Origin of the sequence: Sphingomonas sp. NFR15, from assembly GCF_900103265.1 — a bacterium.
In the GTDB taxonomy this organism is placed as follows: Bacteria; Pseudomonadota; Alphaproteobacteria; order Sphingomonadales; family Sphingomonadaceae; genus Sphingomonas; species Sphingomonas pollutisoli.
This window is the reverse complement of record NZ_FMWX01000001.1, coordinates 367,722-381,931: the sequence shown is the minus strand read 5'-3', so window position 1 is coordinate 381,931 and position 14,210 is coordinate 367,722. Positions and strand designations below refer to the sequence as shown.

Here is a 14,210-nt window from a genome sequence, read left to right as displayed (position 1 = left end):
GTGGGGCGGGAACCCGGACGGCGCAAAGGCGTTCACGAGCCTACCGCACTGCACAAAAGCGTTGCCGCGTTCGGTCGAACGGTTAGGGCGGGGGGTGATGGTTCAGGGGCGGTTTTCCAATATGGCGATTCGTGGGTCGGCCGAGCGCAGCCTTGCCGGCGCGCGTCCGCACGTGATCTCGGCGTGCGCGGCGATGGCATCGCCGATGCACCGGGACCGCCGCAAGAACGCTCCGCGCCGTAGCGACGCTTTCACCGGATTCCCCGTACATCAAATCCGCACGGATGCGACGTTCGACCGGCCGCACGCCGAATGTCAGGAGACTGCATGACCGAAGATCAGGCCCCGCACTCCGGCACCGGAGACGATGAGGGCGACGAGCATCGCCGCGCGGATGGGGCGGCGGAACAGGCGGCCAGCGGCGAGGAGAAGCCGCAGAAGCCGTCTCTGCTCAAAAGCCCCTTGTTCTGGTTCGGCGTCATCGGCGTGGCGGCGGTGTTCGCGATCGTCGGCACCTTCTACTTCCTCGACGCGCGGCAGTATGAATCGACCGACGACGCCTTCGTCGATGCCCATATCGTGAGGATTGCGCCGAACGTCGCCGGCACGCTGATCCAGGTCGCCGATCTCGACAATCGCCACGTCACGCCGGGGCGGCTCCTCGCGGTGATCCAGCCCAACGGGCCCGAGGCGTCGCTCGCGGAAGCGCAGGCGAACGTCAGCCAGGCGCAGGCACAGGCCGAGCAATCGCGCGCGCAGGTCGTCGCCGCACAGGCCGCTGCCGCCAAGGCCGAGGAGCAGGCGCGGGGTCCACTCGCCGATGCCCAAAAGGCCGCGCAGGATCTCGCCCGCTATGAAGCGCTGCAGCGGATTGACCCACAGGCGATCGCTGGGCAACAGCTTGACGCGGCGCGTGCCGCTGCGCGGTCGGCCGCCGCCGCCGCCGATGCCGCCCGCCGCGAAATCACAAGCGCGCAAGCGCAAGTGGAGGTCGCGAGGCGGCAGGTCGCCGCGTCCGAGGCGGTGATCGGCGCGCGTCAGGCCCAGGTCAAGCAGGCCAATGTCACGATCGGATATCTCCGGCTGACCGCGCCCGTGGCGGGGCAGGTGGTCAACCGCCAGGTCAACGTCGGCTCCTATGTCGGGCCGGGCACGCAGTTGATGGCGATCGTTCCCGATCATGTCTGGGTCACCGCGAACTTCAAGGAAACGCAGCTCCGCGACATGAAGATCGGCCAGCCGGTCGAGATCAAGGTCGACGCCTATCCGGACATCAAGTTCCACGGCCATGTCGATTCGGTCCAGCGCGGCGCCGGGCAGGCGTTCGCGCTGTTGCCGCCGCAGAACGCCACTGGCAATTACGTCAAGGTGGTGCAGCGCGTGCCCGTGCGGATCGAATTCGACCGTGGCGGCAAGGACGCGCCGGATCCGCGCAAGTATCCGATCGGCCCCGGCATGTCGGTCGTTCCCACCGTCAAGGTGCGCTGAGCGTGGCGAGCGCCGCCCCGCGCAAGGACGGCTGGGATCCGACCCGTTCGGCGGCGGGTCCGTATAGCCCGTGGCTGATCGTGGCGCTCATCAGCGTGCCCACGTTCATGGAGGTGCTCGACACCTCGATCGCCAACGTCTCGCTCGATCACATCGCGGGTGGCCTGTCGATTTCGAGCGATCAGGCGACCTGGGTGCTCACCAGCTACCTCGTCGCCAATGCGGTCGTCATCCCGATCAGCGGATGGCTGTCGGACGTGATCGGCCGCAAACGCTATTTCATGATCTCGATCGCGCTGTTCACGATCTCGTCGCTGATGTGCGGCCTCGCGCCGAACCTGTCGACTCTGATCATCGCGCGCGTGTTTCAGGGGATCGGCGGCGGCGGGCTCGCGCCGGTCGAGCAGTCGATGCTCGCCGATACCTTTCCACCCGCGCAACGCGGCATGGCGTTCGCGGCTTTTGCCATCGTCGTCGTGGTGGGGCCGGTGCTCGGCCCTACCATCGGCGGCTACATCACCGAGACTTGGTCCTGGCATTGGGTGTTCCTCATCAACGTTCCGATTGGCATACTCTCGCTCATCGCGGTCAATATCTTCGTCGATGAGCCGGAGACGATCGTGAAGGACCGCGAGAAGCTGCTCAAGCGCGGCATCCGCATCGACTATATCGGCGTACTGCTGGTCGCACTGGGGCTCGGCTTCCTCGAGATCACGCTCGATCGCGGCGAGCGCGAGGACTGGTTCTCGAGCGGCTTCATCGTCGTAACCGCGGCCATCTCCGCCATATCGCTGATCGGGCTGATCCTGTGGGAAAGCCAGCACGACGATCCGGTCGTCGACGTGAAGCTGATGCGCAACCGCAATTTCGCTGCAACGCTGCTGGTGATGGGGCTGACTGGCATGATCTTGTTCAGCACGACCCAATTGATCCCGCAGATGCTCCAGCAGGTGATCGGCTACACGTCGTTCGACGCGGGGCTGGCGCTGACCGCAGGCGGGTTCATGACATTGGTGATGGTGCCGTTCGCCGGGCGGCTGAGCGGTGTCGTCGATGTCCGTTTCCTGTTGTTCCCGGCGATCCTCGGGCAAGCCTTCGCGCTATGGAACATGTCGCACCTCACCGCCGACATCAGCTTCTTCGACGCGGCGATGGCGCGGCTGTATCAATCGATGTTCCTGCCGTTCCTGTTCGTGCCCTTGAGCGCGGTCGCTTACACCGGGCTGCCGCAGAACAAGACGGCGCAAGCATCGAGCCTTCTCAACGTCGCGCGCAATCTGGGCGGGACGATTGGGATCGCGAGTTCGCAGTCGATGTTGGCGAACGCGATGCAGCGCCACCAGAGCGAATTGGTGCAGACGCTCAATCCGCTCGACTTCAACTATACCGATTGGCTCGCCAAGGCGCAGAGCGCGGTCGGCAGCGTGGGCGACACGACCACCCCGCTCGCACTGCTGTACAGTCAGGTCCAGCGGCAGGCGGCGATGCTTGGTTTCCTCGACGTGTTTCGATCGCTGATGGTTATAGTGCTGGTGGTCTCGCCAGCGGTGTTCTTGATGCGCCCCAGCAAGACCGGTGGCGGCGGAGGAATGGCGCATTGATCCGGAAATCCACGCTGACCGCTTTGACGGCGGCGCTACTTGCGGGCGGCTGTACGGTCGGTCCGAATTATCATGCTCCCGATATGCCGGTGCCCGCCAGCTTCGGCGAAGCGCAGGCGAAGCTGCCTGGCGCGGCGGTGGACCCGGCCCGCTGGTGGAGCGCGTTCGGTGATCCGCAGCTCGACGGGCTGGTGGAACGCGCGCTGAAGGGCAGCCCGAACATCGCCATCGCGGCCGCGCGCGTCCAGCAGGCGCGTCTCTCGGAGGTGGCGGCGCGTGGCGTGGGACGGCCGACGGTCGATGCCACCGCGAACGCCAGCCATATCGAGTTGAGCAAGAACAGCGGCATTTCGCAGATCGCCCAGTTGTTTTCGGGCGGTTCGTCTGGCGGCAGCGGTTCGAACAACGGGATCGCGCTCCCCGGCACCGGCATCACCACCTATGCCGCGGGCTTCGATGCGAGCTGGGAGATTGATCTGTTCGGGGGCGGTCGCCGTCAGGTCGAGGGCGCGGTCGCCCGCACCGAGCAAGCGGTGTGGAATCAGCGCGACGCGGCCGTAACGCTTGCCGCCGAAGTGGCGCAGGCCTATTTTTCGCTGCGGCTGGACCAGACCCAGATCGCGATCGTCACGGACGAGATCGCGCGCGAGAAGCGCGCACTGGCGATCGCCGGCCATGTCGCGCGCACGGGCCTCGTTCCCCAGAGCGACGTGACCCGGCAGCGTGGTTCGCTGACCACGCTCGAGGCGCGGCTCGAACCGCTCAAGGCGGATGTACGCGTACGCATCCACGCGCTCGGCATTCTGATCGGTGAGGCGCCCGAAACGCTCGACGCCGAGCTGAGCGCGGCGCCTGGCGCGGTGCTGGGCTTGCCTGATGTGCCGGCCGGGCTGCCGTCCGATCTGTTGCGCCGACGTCCCGACATTCGCGCCGCCGAACGCAATCTGGCCGCCGCGACCGCCGATATCGGCGTCGCGGTCGCCGATCTATACCCCAAGTTCCAGTTGACCGGACTGGGCGAGCTGCTTTCCACATCGCTCGGCAATCTGTTCAGCAGCGACAGTTTGCAGGCGAGCGTGACCGGCGGCGTCAATTTCCCGCTGCTTGATTGGGGGCGCCGCAAGGCGACGGTGGCGATCCGCAGGGCGCAGGCCGAGGAGGCATATGCGCAGTATAAGGCAACCGTGCTCGGCGCGTTGCGCGATGTCGAGGATCCGCTCGCCCGAATCGACGCGGAGCGACGCCGCAACGCGGCGCTGAAGCGCGCGGTCAAGGACGAGGAGCGTAGCGCCCGTTCGGTCGAGGCGCGCTATCGCACCGGCTTCGTGGCGCAGGACGAATTGCTCAACGCGCAAATCCGGGTCGCCTCGGCGCGCGAGCAACTCGCGGCCAGCGACATGCAATTGCGCGAGGATACCGCGTCATTGTTCAAGGCGATTGGCGGCGGCTGGGATGAGGGCGCCCCGACGGCGCCGTAGCGCTCGGGCGGAGTTTTGACCTCCCCGGAACAGCCGGTAAGATACCGCGATGGACACGACGCATATCGCCGCCGCCGCGCTCACGCACCTCGATCGGCTGATCGGGTTCGACACGACATCGCGCGATTCGAACCTCGCCTTGATCGGCTATGTCGAGGATTTCCTGCGGGAACATGGCGTCGCATCGCACCGTGTCGCCAACGACGATGGGCGCAAGGCCAACCTCTATGCGACGATCGGTCCGGCGGTCGAGGGCGGGGTGGTGCTGTCGGGACATACCGATGTCGTTCCCGTCGACGGGCAGGGCTGGGCCAGCGACCCGTTCACGCTGACGCGGCGCGGAGACCGGCTGTACGGGCGCGGCACGTGCGACATGAAGGGCTTTATCGCGCTCGCGCTGGCGATCGTGCCGGAGGTGGCGCGCGGCAGCGTCGCGCGGCCGCTGCACCTCGCATTGTCCTATGACGAGGAGGTGGGGTGCCTTGGTGCGCCGTCGATGATCCGCGCCTTGGTACGCGATCTGCCGCCGCCGCTCGCGGTGATCGTTGGTGAGCCGACGAACATGGAGGTGGTGAGCGGCCATAAGGGCATCGCGAGCTGGATCGTGACGGTGCGTGGGCACGAGGCGCATTCGAGCCTGACCCATCTCGGCGTGTCGGCGAACATGGTCGCGGTGAAGCTGATGCAGGCGCTCGGCGAAATCGCGGCGGATCTCGAGCGCGCCGCCGATCCGCACTCGCCCTATCATCCACCGCATGCCACGCTGACGATCGGCATGATCAACGGCGGCACTGCCGTAAACATCCTCGCGCGCGAATGCGTGTTCATGTTCGATCTGCGCACGCCCGCGGGCCACGACCCCAAGGCGATCATCGCGCCGTTCGAGGCGCTGTGCGCGGCTGAGGATGCGGCGATGCGTGCGCGTTTTCCCGATGCCGGCGTGGTGGTCACGCGGCGTTCGTTGACGCCATCCTTCGCGCTCCAGCCCGACAGTCCCGCCGAAGCGCTCGCGCGGCGCCTCGCGGGTGACAATGGCGCGCCGCGCGCGGTTTCCTATGCGGCCGAGGCGGGCCAGTTTCAGGAGGCCGGCTTTTCGACCATCATATGCGGTCCCGGCTCGATCGAGCAGGCACACCAGCCGGACGAGTATCTGGAGGTCGCGCAATTCGAGCGCGGTGTGGCGTTCATGGCCCGGCTCGACGAGGCGCTTAGATAAGGTCGGGGATACCTGATTTTAGCGAGCAATCGAGCGGCTGTGCCGCCCGGCAGTCCGTTTCAAGGTTTCCCGAAATGAGACACGATCTCGATGCGCAGCATGGCCTCGGTTGGCCGATCTGATGGACTTGCGAGCGCAGGGCCACACGGGCGCCGGAGCTCTGGTAAGCGAAAATATAGCTGACTTGCCGCGGACCGACCTATGTCAATAACGCTGGCAGGCGACTGTAAGTCCGTCCCGGCGAGAATCCTAAGCTATTCCAAATGCGGGAATTTTTCGGGATCTCGCCGGGCCGGGTCAGAAATTTACCAAGGACGGATGTTGTTGCCGTAGATCAGCGCGAGAATGAAACGCAGCATTGCTTTCTCCCATTTGTGCCCAGTTGGGCCGGGTTATGCTTAACGAAAAATTAAGCATTTCACAATTTGGTTTCCGGCGCTTTCCCATATGTTGGGAGTGGTACTTAACGGTTCCTTCAAGGCTCGGGCGTAGGTTTGCGCGCATGGCGCGAGCTCTCCAGATCCAGCACGTCTTCGGCGCCTCGCCCGTTCCGCGTGGTGGCTTGCTCTCCGAATGCGGTGAGGCGCGCTCATTCGGCTCGACGACGGGGGACGCCGCGGGTGGCAGCTACCAGCGCCCGAGTAGCAGACGGGAGGACATCCCGGCTGCGACATTGCCGTGGCAGATGATCGTGCTGGCCGAGATCACCAACTTCGCCGGATTGCGCCGCCACCTCGGCCGGCCCCGCGCCGATCGGCTGATTTTCGATCTCATCGGTCGCGCGTCAGATTGCGTCCCTGGCATCCGTTCTGTCGGAGCCGGGCGGACCATCGCGGAGTTCGAGCTCGGCGCGATCGATCTTGCGGCCATTGAGGCCACGGTGGAGGCACTAAGCGCCGCGTTCGACACACCGTTCGACCTTGATGGTGAGCTGCATCGCGTCGATATCGTGCTCGCGGCCGCAGCAGCACCGGCCGGCAGCACCGAGGATGTCCGGCTCGTAGAGGAAGCCGAAGGTGCGCTCGAACAGGCGCGTATCGAGCTTCGCCCGATCGTTCGCGATCTCTCCGCCGGCACCCCAGCATTTGATCGGCTCTCACTGGTTCGCGAGCTGCCGGCGGCGATCGCCAATGGCGAGATGTTCCTGCAATACCAGCCCAAGGTGCATGTTCGGCGTCAGGCGATATCGAGCGCGGAGGCGCTGATCCGTTGGCAACACCCGCGCCGTGGGTTGATCCTGCCGGGCGATTTTATCACCATCGCGGAAGAAGCCCGCCAGATCAGCGCGCTGACGCTCTGGACGCTCGATCAGGTGATCGCCGATCAAAAGACGCTGTGTGGCGATGGCCGCGACCTGACCATCTTCATCAATATCTCCGGCCAGTTGCTTGGCGATGCCGAGTTCGTCGCCGAAGCCTGTCGCAAGGTCGGCGCAGCCGGTGTTCGGATCGGCTTCGAGATCACCGAGACGGCGGTGATCCGCGATCCGCAGAGCGCCATCGCCAATTTGTGCCGATTCGACGACGTCGGCATCACTATCGCGATCGACGATTACGGAGCGGGGCTTTCTTCACTGGCCTATCTCAAGCAGCTACCGGCGCGGGAGTTGAAGATCGACAAGATGTTCATCCTGCAACTCACCAGCAGCAACCGCGATCCGCTCATCGTGCGGTCGACGATCGATCTCGCGCACGCGCTGGAGATGGAAGTCACCGCCGAAGGGGTCGAGACGCAGGCCGCGCTTGCCCTTCTATCGGTGATGGGCTGCGACATGGTGCAGGGATATCTCATCAGCCGTCCCGTCTCGATCGAGGCGTTCCGTCAGTTCCTGCGCGATGACAACCTTCAACTCGGCGGCGATCTCCGCGAAGCGATGTTCAAGCGCCCGGCGAGCTTCTGGCGCACCGGGTGAGCACGCGGTTTTGCAGGCTGCCGAATGAGCATTTAGCGGCATATTAACGATGATCGGCTAGGGCGGCACGATGAGCATCGCCATCCTCAATCGCGGGGCTAAGCGCCTCCTCTGCGCGATCATACTGTGGTGCGGATTGCTTCTGCACCCGGGCACGGCGCAGTCAGCCAGCGTCGGGGATCAGTTTGACGGCCTCGTGGCGGACGCGAAGGCGGCGATGCTGGTCAATCCGGCGCAGGCGATCGACAAGGCCAAGGCTGCTCAACAGGCCGCGAATGCGCTGCCCGGAAGCCGCCGCCCGACCGGCGTCGCCACCGCGCAGTGGCTCCAAGGCGAGGCCTATCTTCGGCTCGGTGATGTCGTGCATGCCCGCCCGCTGATCGACCAGGCATTCGCCACGGCGTCAGCGGGGCCCGTGACCAAGCTGACCGGTGACATTCTCCTATCAAGGGGCGGCCTACACACCGCCACCGCTCAGGTCGCGGCAGCGCTCGCCGATTATCAGCAAGCCTACAACCTTTTTCGTGGCCTCGGAGAGACGAGAAGCCGCGCGATCGCGTTGTTAAGTATAGCGTTACTATACCAAGAGGCTGGTGATTATAGAGTTGCGTTGAGATATTATGATCAGGCGCGAGAAATTTATACTGCGGATCCGCAATTGCTGTTATCTATCTTCAATAATCGTGGGAATGCATTAAAAGAACTCGGGCAGTACAGTGCAGCGGAACTGCAGTTTCGGGAGGCGTTCGCGCTCGCCAAGACGATGCACAGTCCGGCGTTTGAGGCGCGTGTCTTGAGCAATGTCGCGCGGAGTCAGTTACGCGCGGGCCAACTCGATGCCGCCGATCGCACGATTTCGCAGGGGTTTGCCTATCGTCGCCTCCCGGAAGCAGCAGGCGAGATCGGCCAATTCTGGGCGCTTGCGGCACGATCCTCGCTCCAGCATGGCGATGCGAGCAAGGCGACCGAGTTGATAGCGCGCGGATTCACGGGGATCGATCTTTTGGACCGTGAAGCGCACGAGACCGCCTACCAAGCCTTCAAACGCGTAGGTGACGAGAAGCAGGCGCTTTCGCATCTCGAGGCGCTCAAGAAACTGGACGACCAGACCTCCAAGCTTGCCGCATCGACCAACACGGCGCTCGCGGCCGCGCGGTTCGATTTCGCCAATCAGGAACTGCGCATCGCCAAGCTGCGCAACGACGACCTCGCGCGCAAGAATGCCTTCGAACGCAGTCGCGCCGAGACGCAGCGGATGATCTTCGCGGGCGCAGCGATCGTGGCCATCATCATCGTCGCGCTGCTGGCGACCAGTCTGATCGTGATCCGCCGGAGCCGTAACGAGGTGCGGGCCGCCAACGTCGATCTCGCCGCGAGCAACGTCGCGCTCGCGAAGGCCCTCGCCGCCAAGACCGAGTTCCTCGCGACCACCAGCCATGAGATCCGCACGCCGCTCAACGGTATCCTCGGCATGACTCAGGTGATGCTGGCCGATGCGAGACTTGAAAGCGCGCTGCGCGACCGGATCGGCATCGTCCATTCCGCGGGCGTGACGATGCGCGCTTTGGTCGACGATATCCTTGATGTGGCGAAGATCGAGACCGGTAACCTCTCGATCGAGCAGGCGCCGTTCGATCTCAAGGAGATACTGCGCGATGTTTGCCGGCTGTGGCAGGAGCAGGCGCGCGACAAGGGGCTGAGTTTCGCCCTGGACCTCGATAATGCGCCACGCGGTATCGAGGGAGACGCGGCACGGCTTCGGCAGATCGTGTTCAATCTGCTGTCCAACGCCATCAAATTCACCGACGCAGGCACGATTCGGCTCACCGTCGCCACCGTCGCGCAAGACGCTGGCGAGCGGGTGCGGATCGCGGTGGCTGACAACGGCATCGGCATTCCCGCCGATAAATTGGGCCTGATCTTCGAGTCATTTCGACAGGTCGACTCTGGTACGACCCGCCGCTTCGGCGGCACCGGGCTGGGGCTTTCGATCTGCCGCAATCTCGCGCGCGCGATGGGCGGCGATGTCTCGGTCGAGAGCCTTGAGGGGCAGGGGTCGATCTTTACGGTCGACCTGCCGCTGGTTCGCGTCGCGGTGGCGGACTGTGCCGCCGAGCCGGGATCGAATGGCCTGCTGATCGTCGATCGCAACCCGATCACGCGCGCGATGCTGCGCACCGTGCTGGCGCCGCACGCCAGCGATGTGTCGTTCGCGGCCAGCGCGGAGGAAGCAGCCGGGCGGCTCGCCTTAGGGGGCATTGCACAGGTGTTGATTGACGACGCCACGGTCAAGGCCACTGAGGATGTGAATGCCGCACTTCGGGAGATCGGACGGGCCGCTGTGCTGGTAGGTGCCCGGACCACTTTGTTATGGTCTGACTCGGATGTGCAGGTTTATAGGCGAACCGAAGATACCGTGATCGATCAGTTCGTGGCCAAACCAATTTCGGGTGCGCGGTTGACCGAACTGATATACGGCCAAAGTGAGCGTAATCGGCCCGCAAGGGGGCTTGTAACGCGGGCGGCATGATCGGTAGTGAGCCTGTTATGAAGTGTGGACGGTCCTTTTCGCATCCTGTCGCCGGCCCCCGGCCATGAGGATCTTGTTTGTCGAAGACGATCCGATGAACCGGCGGGTCGTCAACGACATGCTCGACGTTGCGGGCGCCACGATGATCGGCGCCGAGTCCGCCGAGATCGGGCTGGCTTTGATCGACGAAGATGACTTCAACATCGTCCTGCTCGATCTGCGGATGCCTGGCATGGACGGGCTCACCGCGCTTGGCCATATTCGCGGCCGGAAGGACGCGAAGGCTGACCTACCGGTGATCGTGCTGACCGCCGACACCGCGATCGACCTGCGTCAACGGTGCCTTGCCGCTGGCGCGGACGAGGTGTTGTTCAAGCCGGTCGCGATGGATTCGCTGTTTGACGCGATCGGGCGGATGCTTGCCAAGGGCGCGGGCGACGGCATGATCGGCTGAGCGCCTTCACGCGCTGGCGAACGGCGAGCCGAACTCGCCCATCCGCCAGCGCGACGCTCCGATTATGCTTCGTCGGTCGTCGGTTCGGCCAAGCCGACGGCTTGTTCGACCTTGTCGATTGCATCCTCGACCACCTTGGGCTTGCGCAGCGCGAACACCGCCGCGCCGGCGGCTGCCACCGCAGCCGCCGCGCCGCCCGCGATGGCGGCGGCGGACCAGCCGGTCTTCGCGGTGGCCTTCTTGGCCGCCGACGCTCTAGGCTTGGCCGGAGCCTTGGCGCGGGCGGGCTTGGGGGCAGTCTTCTTCGCCGCCGCGGGTTTCGTCGATGCTGGCTTCGTCCCTGCCGCCTTGGCTGCCGCCGGCTTGCGCGCCGTCGTCTTGGTGGTGGTTGCTGGCTTGGTGGTGTCGTCGGCCATCGCTCTGTCCTGCAATCGTTGAGCCCCCGTAACGCACGGATGGCCGCGAGTTTCCCTGCGGCTCAGCGGAACGGCGGCTCGTTGAACGCGCGCAGCTTGCGCGAATGCAGTTTAGCGCCCTCGCGGCGCAGTTCCTCGCACGCCTCGATGCCGATCTTGAGGTGCTCGGCGATCGCGCGCTCGTAGAAGCGGTTCGCTTGGCCGGGCAGCTTCAACTCGCCATGGAGCGGCTTGTCCGAGACGCACAGCAGCGTCCCATAGGGCACGCGGAAGCGATAGCCTTGCGCGGCGATCGTCGCGCTCTCCATGTCGATGCCAACCGCGCGACTGAGCGAGAAGCGCAGGGCGGATTTCGAATAGCGCAGTTCCCAATTGCGGTCGTCGGTGGTGACGATCGTGCCGGTGCGGAGCCGGCGTTTGAGTTCCTCGCCCGACTGGCCCGAAATCGTTTCGGCCGCGCGGGCCATCGCGAGCTGTACCTCGGCGATCGCGGGTACCGGAATTTCGGGTGGCAGCACATCGTCGAGAACATGGTCGTCGCGCAGATAGGCATGGGCGAGCACATAGTCGCCAATCCGCTGGCTCGGACGCAGGCCGCCGCAATGGCCGATCATCAGCCACGCTTCCGGGCGCAGCACCGCGAGATGGTCGCAGATGGTCTTGGCGTTGGCCGGGCCGACGCCGATGTTGACCAGGGTTATGCCGGTGCCGTCCGCCGCCATGAGGTGATAGGCCGGCATCTGGTGCCGCCGCCATGCGCTGGTATCTGCCATGAACGCCTCGACGTCATCGCCGGCGCGAAGCATCACCCCGCCCGCGCCGGAAACCGCGATGAAACGCGATCCTTCGCCAAGCTGGCCGAATGCCCAACGAATGAATTCATCGACATAGCGATGATAGTTGGTGAACAGAACGAACCGCTGAACATGCTCGGGCGGCGTTCCGGTGTAATGTCGCAGCCGTGCGAGCGAGAAGTCGGTGCGCAGGCCGTCGAACAGCGCGAGCGGGCGGATGTCGTCCGGAATGGCGTACAGCCCGTCCGCGATCTCGTCACCAATATGGGCGAGCTCGGTCGCCGGGAAGTAGCGCGCCAGCTCGGCGGTGGAGACGGTGTCGAGCCGCAGCGCATAGCCCGCATCTAGAACATACGGGAACGGAATCTCCTGCCGCCCCGCGACCGCCTCGACCGAGACGTCGTAATCCTCGATCAGCAAGGTGAGTTGCTCGGTCAGATATGCCCCGAACATCGCCGGCTTGGTGACGCTGATGCGATATTCTCCGGCCGATACCAGCCGCCCGAACGATCTGGGCGGCACCGTCGTCGCGCCGCCGTCGTAACGGACGTGGATTTCGGGATAGGCGAAGCTGCCATCGCGGCGGCTCGCAGGATCGGGCACCGCGCCCGTTTCGAGATACGCGTTCAACGCCGCCTGGAGCCGCGACACCGAAGCGGCATAGAGCCGCTCCAGTTCGGCAACGATTTTCGCGGCGGGGGTGGGTGCTGTCGTCATCCACCGGGGCTAAAACAGCGCCGTTACGCTGGCAAGACAGCGCGAGCGACGCCGTTCCAGAGCGTCAGGCTTTCGCCTTGCCCTTGGCGCCCTTTGCCGGCGCCTCTTCCTCTTCGAGCAATTTCGAGACGCCGAAGGCGGCGCCCGCGACGGTCGCAGCAACGCCGGCGCCGATCGCGGCCGCGGCAACGGGATGCTCCTTCACTGCTTCGATCGTCGTCTCGACCGCCTGGCCGATCGCGTCCTTGGCCTGGCCGAGCAGCGAAGCCGACGTATCGGCAACGGTCTTGGCGGCTTCCTGCGCGGTCGCGCTCGCCTGATCGATGATCGATTCCGCGGTCGGCGTATTGGTGTTGCCGGAGTCTTCGGTTTTGGTGGTGTCGGTCATGGAACAACCCTCCTTGTGTCGCCCGATCAACGGATCGGGCGCGGCGGCGTTCCATGACCGCAATGATCGATCAGATTTCTTCGAGCAGGTGTTCGGCGGTGGAGACTTTGAATTCGCCCGGCGCCTCGACGTTGAGCCGCTCGACCACGCCGTCGTTGACGAGCATCGAGAAACGCTGGCCGCGCGTGCCCATGCCGAACTTGGACGCGTCCATCGTCAGGCCCAGCGCGGTGACGAAGTCGGCGCTGCCGTCCGCGAGCATGGTGATGGCGTCCGCGCCCGAATCCTTGCTCCACGCCTTCAGGACGAAAGGATCGTTGACGGCGGTGCAGGCGATTTCATCGATGCCCTTCGCCTTCAATGCGTCAATCTTGTCGACATAGCCCGGCAGATGGCGCGCCGAGCAGGTCGGCGTGTAGGCGCCAGGCACCGAGAACAGCGCGACCTTGCGCCCCGCGAAATAGTCGTCGGAGTTGATCTGATCCGGGCCATCGGCCGTGACCTTGGTGAGCGTGACGCTGGGAATACGGTCGCCGACGGTGATCGTCATGGAAATCTCCTCGCAGTGGATCGTTGCCTAAGTCGCCGCTGCCGGGTGCCATTTCAAGCGTGACGCATGGTCACGCCGGGCTATGATTGGCGCGATGGAGACAGAAATGTACCTGACGGGACAATTGTTGCTCGCGCTGCCGGGGATTGGCGACCCGCGCTTCGAACGCGCGGCCATCGCGATGTGCGCGCATGACGAGCACGGCGCGATCGGGGTGGGCACCGGTGCGGTGATCGCCAACCTCGGATTACACGCGCTGCTCGCACAGTTCGAGATCGAGCCTGGTGAGGCCCCCGACGCGCCGGTGCATTTCGGTGGACCGGTCGAGCCGCAACGTGGCTTCGTGCTTCACACGTCCGAATGGAGCGGTCAGGACACGATCGATGTCGCCGGGCGCTGGTCTTTGACAGGAACGATCGACGTGCTGCGCGCGATCGCCGAGGGCGGGGGGCCCAGCCGGTGGCTGGTCGCGCTGGGGTACGCCGGCTGGGGAGCGGGGCAGTTGGAGGGTGAACTCACGCGCCACGGCTGGTTCAACGCGCCGGCCGACGCCGATCTGCTGTTCGACAATCCCGCCGAGGCGCGCTGGGAGCGTGGCTTCACGCGGATCGGCATCGACCCGCGCTTGCTCTGTGGCGAGACCGGGCACGCGTGACGGCACACGCG

The 14,210-nt window shown here is 65.1% G+C and carries 13 protein-coding genes; 9 read left to right on the top strand and 4 right to left on the bottom strand.

Features of this window, described 5'->3' with window-relative positions; genetic code table 11:
* Positions 1-97: 97 nt before the first annotated feature.
* The 8 genes from BLS81_RS20610 (at position 98) to BLS81_RS01700 (ending at position 10,679) form a co-directional block, all read left to right on the top strand.
* Positions 98-331: a hypothetical protein gene (locus BLS81_RS20610; RefSeq protein WP_176786978.1), complete on the top strand. Its 234-nt coding sequence runs from the start codon at positions 98-100 to the stop codon at positions 329-331.
* Entirely contained in the window at positions 328-1,488 is a 1,161-nt protein-coding gene (locus BLS81_RS01730; protein WP_256326021.1) for an HlyD family secretion protein, read from the top strand. Before BLS81_RS20610 ends, BLS81_RS01730 begins: the two co-directional genes overlap by 4 nt.
* Positions 1,489-1,490: 2 nt before the next feature.
* Positions 1,491-3,089, top strand: a complete 1,599-nt coding sequence (locus BLS81_RS01725; RefSeq protein WP_093219926.1) for a DHA2 family efflux MFS transporter permease subunit — start codon at positions 1,491-1,493, stop codon at positions 3,087-3,089.
* Positions 3,086-4,567 (top strand): efflux transporter outer membrane subunit, encoded by a 1,482-nt coding sequence (locus BLS81_RS01720; protein WP_093219924.1) that lies wholly within the window; start codon positions 3,086-3,088, stop codon positions 4,565-4,567. Before BLS81_RS01725 ends, BLS81_RS01720 begins: the two co-directional genes overlap by 4 nt.
* A gap of 49 nt (positions 4,568-4,616) precedes the next feature.
* On the top strand, positions 4,617-5,783 hold the full coding sequence (argE, locus tag BLS81_RS01715; protein WP_093219921.1) for an acetylornithine deacetylase: 1,167 nt from the start codon (positions 4,617-4,619) through the stop codon (positions 5,781-5,783).
* Between the two features lie 394 nt (positions 5,784-6,177).
* Positions 6,178-7,695, top strand: coding sequence for an EAL domain-containing protein (locus BLS81_RS01710; protein ID WP_256326020.1), 1,518 nt, complete (start codon positions 6,178-6,180; stop codon positions 7,693-7,695).
* A gap of 70 nt (positions 7,696-7,765) precedes the next feature.
* Positions 7,766-10,225: a tetratricopeptide repeat protein gene (locus tag BLS81_RS01705; RefSeq protein ID WP_093219915.1), complete on the top strand. Its 2,460-nt coding sequence runs from the start codon at positions 7,766-7,768 to the stop codon at positions 10,223-10,225.
* A 64-nt stretch (positions 10,226-10,289) separates the two neighbouring features.
* On the top strand, positions 10,290-10,679 hold the full coding sequence (locus BLS81_RS01700) for a response regulator (protein WP_093219913.1): 390 nt from the start codon (positions 10,290-10,292) through the stop codon (positions 10,677-10,679).
* 62 nt (positions 10,680-10,741) lie between these two features.
* Here BLS81_RS01700 and BLS81_RS01695 read toward each other — a convergent pair whose 3' ends face one another.
* From BLS81_RS01695 to BLS81_RS01680, 4 genes are all read right to left on the bottom strand, one after another.
* Entirely contained in the window at positions 10,742-11,095 is a 354-nt protein-coding gene (locus tag BLS81_RS01695) for a hypothetical protein (protein ID WP_093219909.1), read from the bottom strand.
* 62 nt (positions 11,096-11,157) lie between these two features.
* The gene (locus BLS81_RS01690; RefSeq protein ID WP_093219906.1) at positions 11,158-12,606 is read right to left on the bottom strand and encodes an AMP nucleosidase; all 1,449 of its coding nucleotides are present in this window, start codon (positions 12,604-12,606) and stop codon (positions 11,158-11,160) included.
* 64 nt (positions 12,607-12,670) lie between these two features.
* On the bottom strand, positions 12,671-12,994 hold the full coding sequence (locus BLS81_RS01685) for a hypothetical protein (RefSeq protein WP_093219904.1): 324 nt from the start codon (positions 12,992-12,994) through the stop codon (positions 12,671-12,673).
* A 70-nt stretch (positions 12,995-13,064) separates the two neighbouring features.
* Complete coding sequence (locus BLS81_RS01680; RefSeq protein ID WP_093219901.1) at positions 13,065-13,544, bottom strand: peroxiredoxin; 480 nt, start codon at positions 13,542-13,544, stop codon at positions 13,065-13,067.
* Between the two features lie 94 nt (positions 13,545-13,638).
* On the opposite strand from BLS81_RS01680, the gene BLS81_RS01675 reads away from it, so the two are divergent.
* On the top strand, positions 13,639-14,199 hold the full coding sequence (locus tag BLS81_RS01675; RefSeq protein WP_093221695.1) for a YqgE/AlgH family protein: 561 nt from the start codon (positions 13,639-13,641) through the stop codon (positions 14,197-14,199).
* Positions 14,200-14,210: the final 11 nt, after the last annotated feature.

Excerpts from the sequence above, each read along its gene's own strand:
- BLS81_RS01710 (WP_256326020.1), top strand. The coding sequence starts at position 6,178 with ATGCTTAACGAAAAATTAAGCATTTCACAATTTGGTTTCCGGCGCTTT.
- BLS81_RS01685 (WP_093219904.1), bottom strand. The coding sequence starts at position 12,994 with ATGACCGACACCACCAAAACCGAAGACTCCGGCAACACCAATACGCCG.
- BLS81_RS20610 (WP_176786978.1), top strand. The coding sequence starts at position 98 with ATGGTTCAGGGGCGGTTTTCCAATATGGCGATTCGTGGGTCGGCCGAG.
- argE (WP_093219921.1), top strand. The coding sequence starts at position 4,617 with ATGGACACGACGCATATCGCCGCCGCCGCGCTCACGCACCTCGATCGG.
- BLS81_RS01690 (WP_093219906.1), bottom strand. The coding sequence starts at position 12,606 with ATGACGACAGCACCCACCCCCGCCGCGAAAATCGTTGCCGAACTGGAG.
- BLS81_RS01705 (WP_093219915.1), top strand. The coding sequence starts at position 7,766 with ATGAGCATCGCCATCCTCAATCGCGGGGCTAAGCGCCTCCTCTGCGCG.
- BLS81_RS01695 (WP_093219909.1), bottom strand. The coding sequence starts at position 11,095 with ATGGCCGACGACACCACCAAGCCAGCAACCACCACCAAGACGACGGCG.
- BLS81_RS01730 (WP_256326021.1), top strand. The coding sequence starts at position 328 with ATGACCGAAGATCAGGCCCCGCACTCCGGCACCGGAGACGATGAGGGC.
- BLS81_RS01680 (WP_093219901.1), bottom strand. The coding sequence starts at position 13,544 with ATGACGATCACCGTCGGCGACCGTATTCCCAGCGTCACGCTCACCAAG.
- BLS81_RS01700 (WP_093219913.1), top strand. The coding sequence starts at position 10,290 with ATGAGGATCTTGTTTGTCGAAGACGATCCGATGAACCGGCGGGTCGTC.
- BLS81_RS01675 (WP_093221695.1), top strand. The coding sequence starts at position 13,639 with ATGGAGACAGAAATGTACCTGACGGGACAATTGTTGCTCGCGCTGCCG.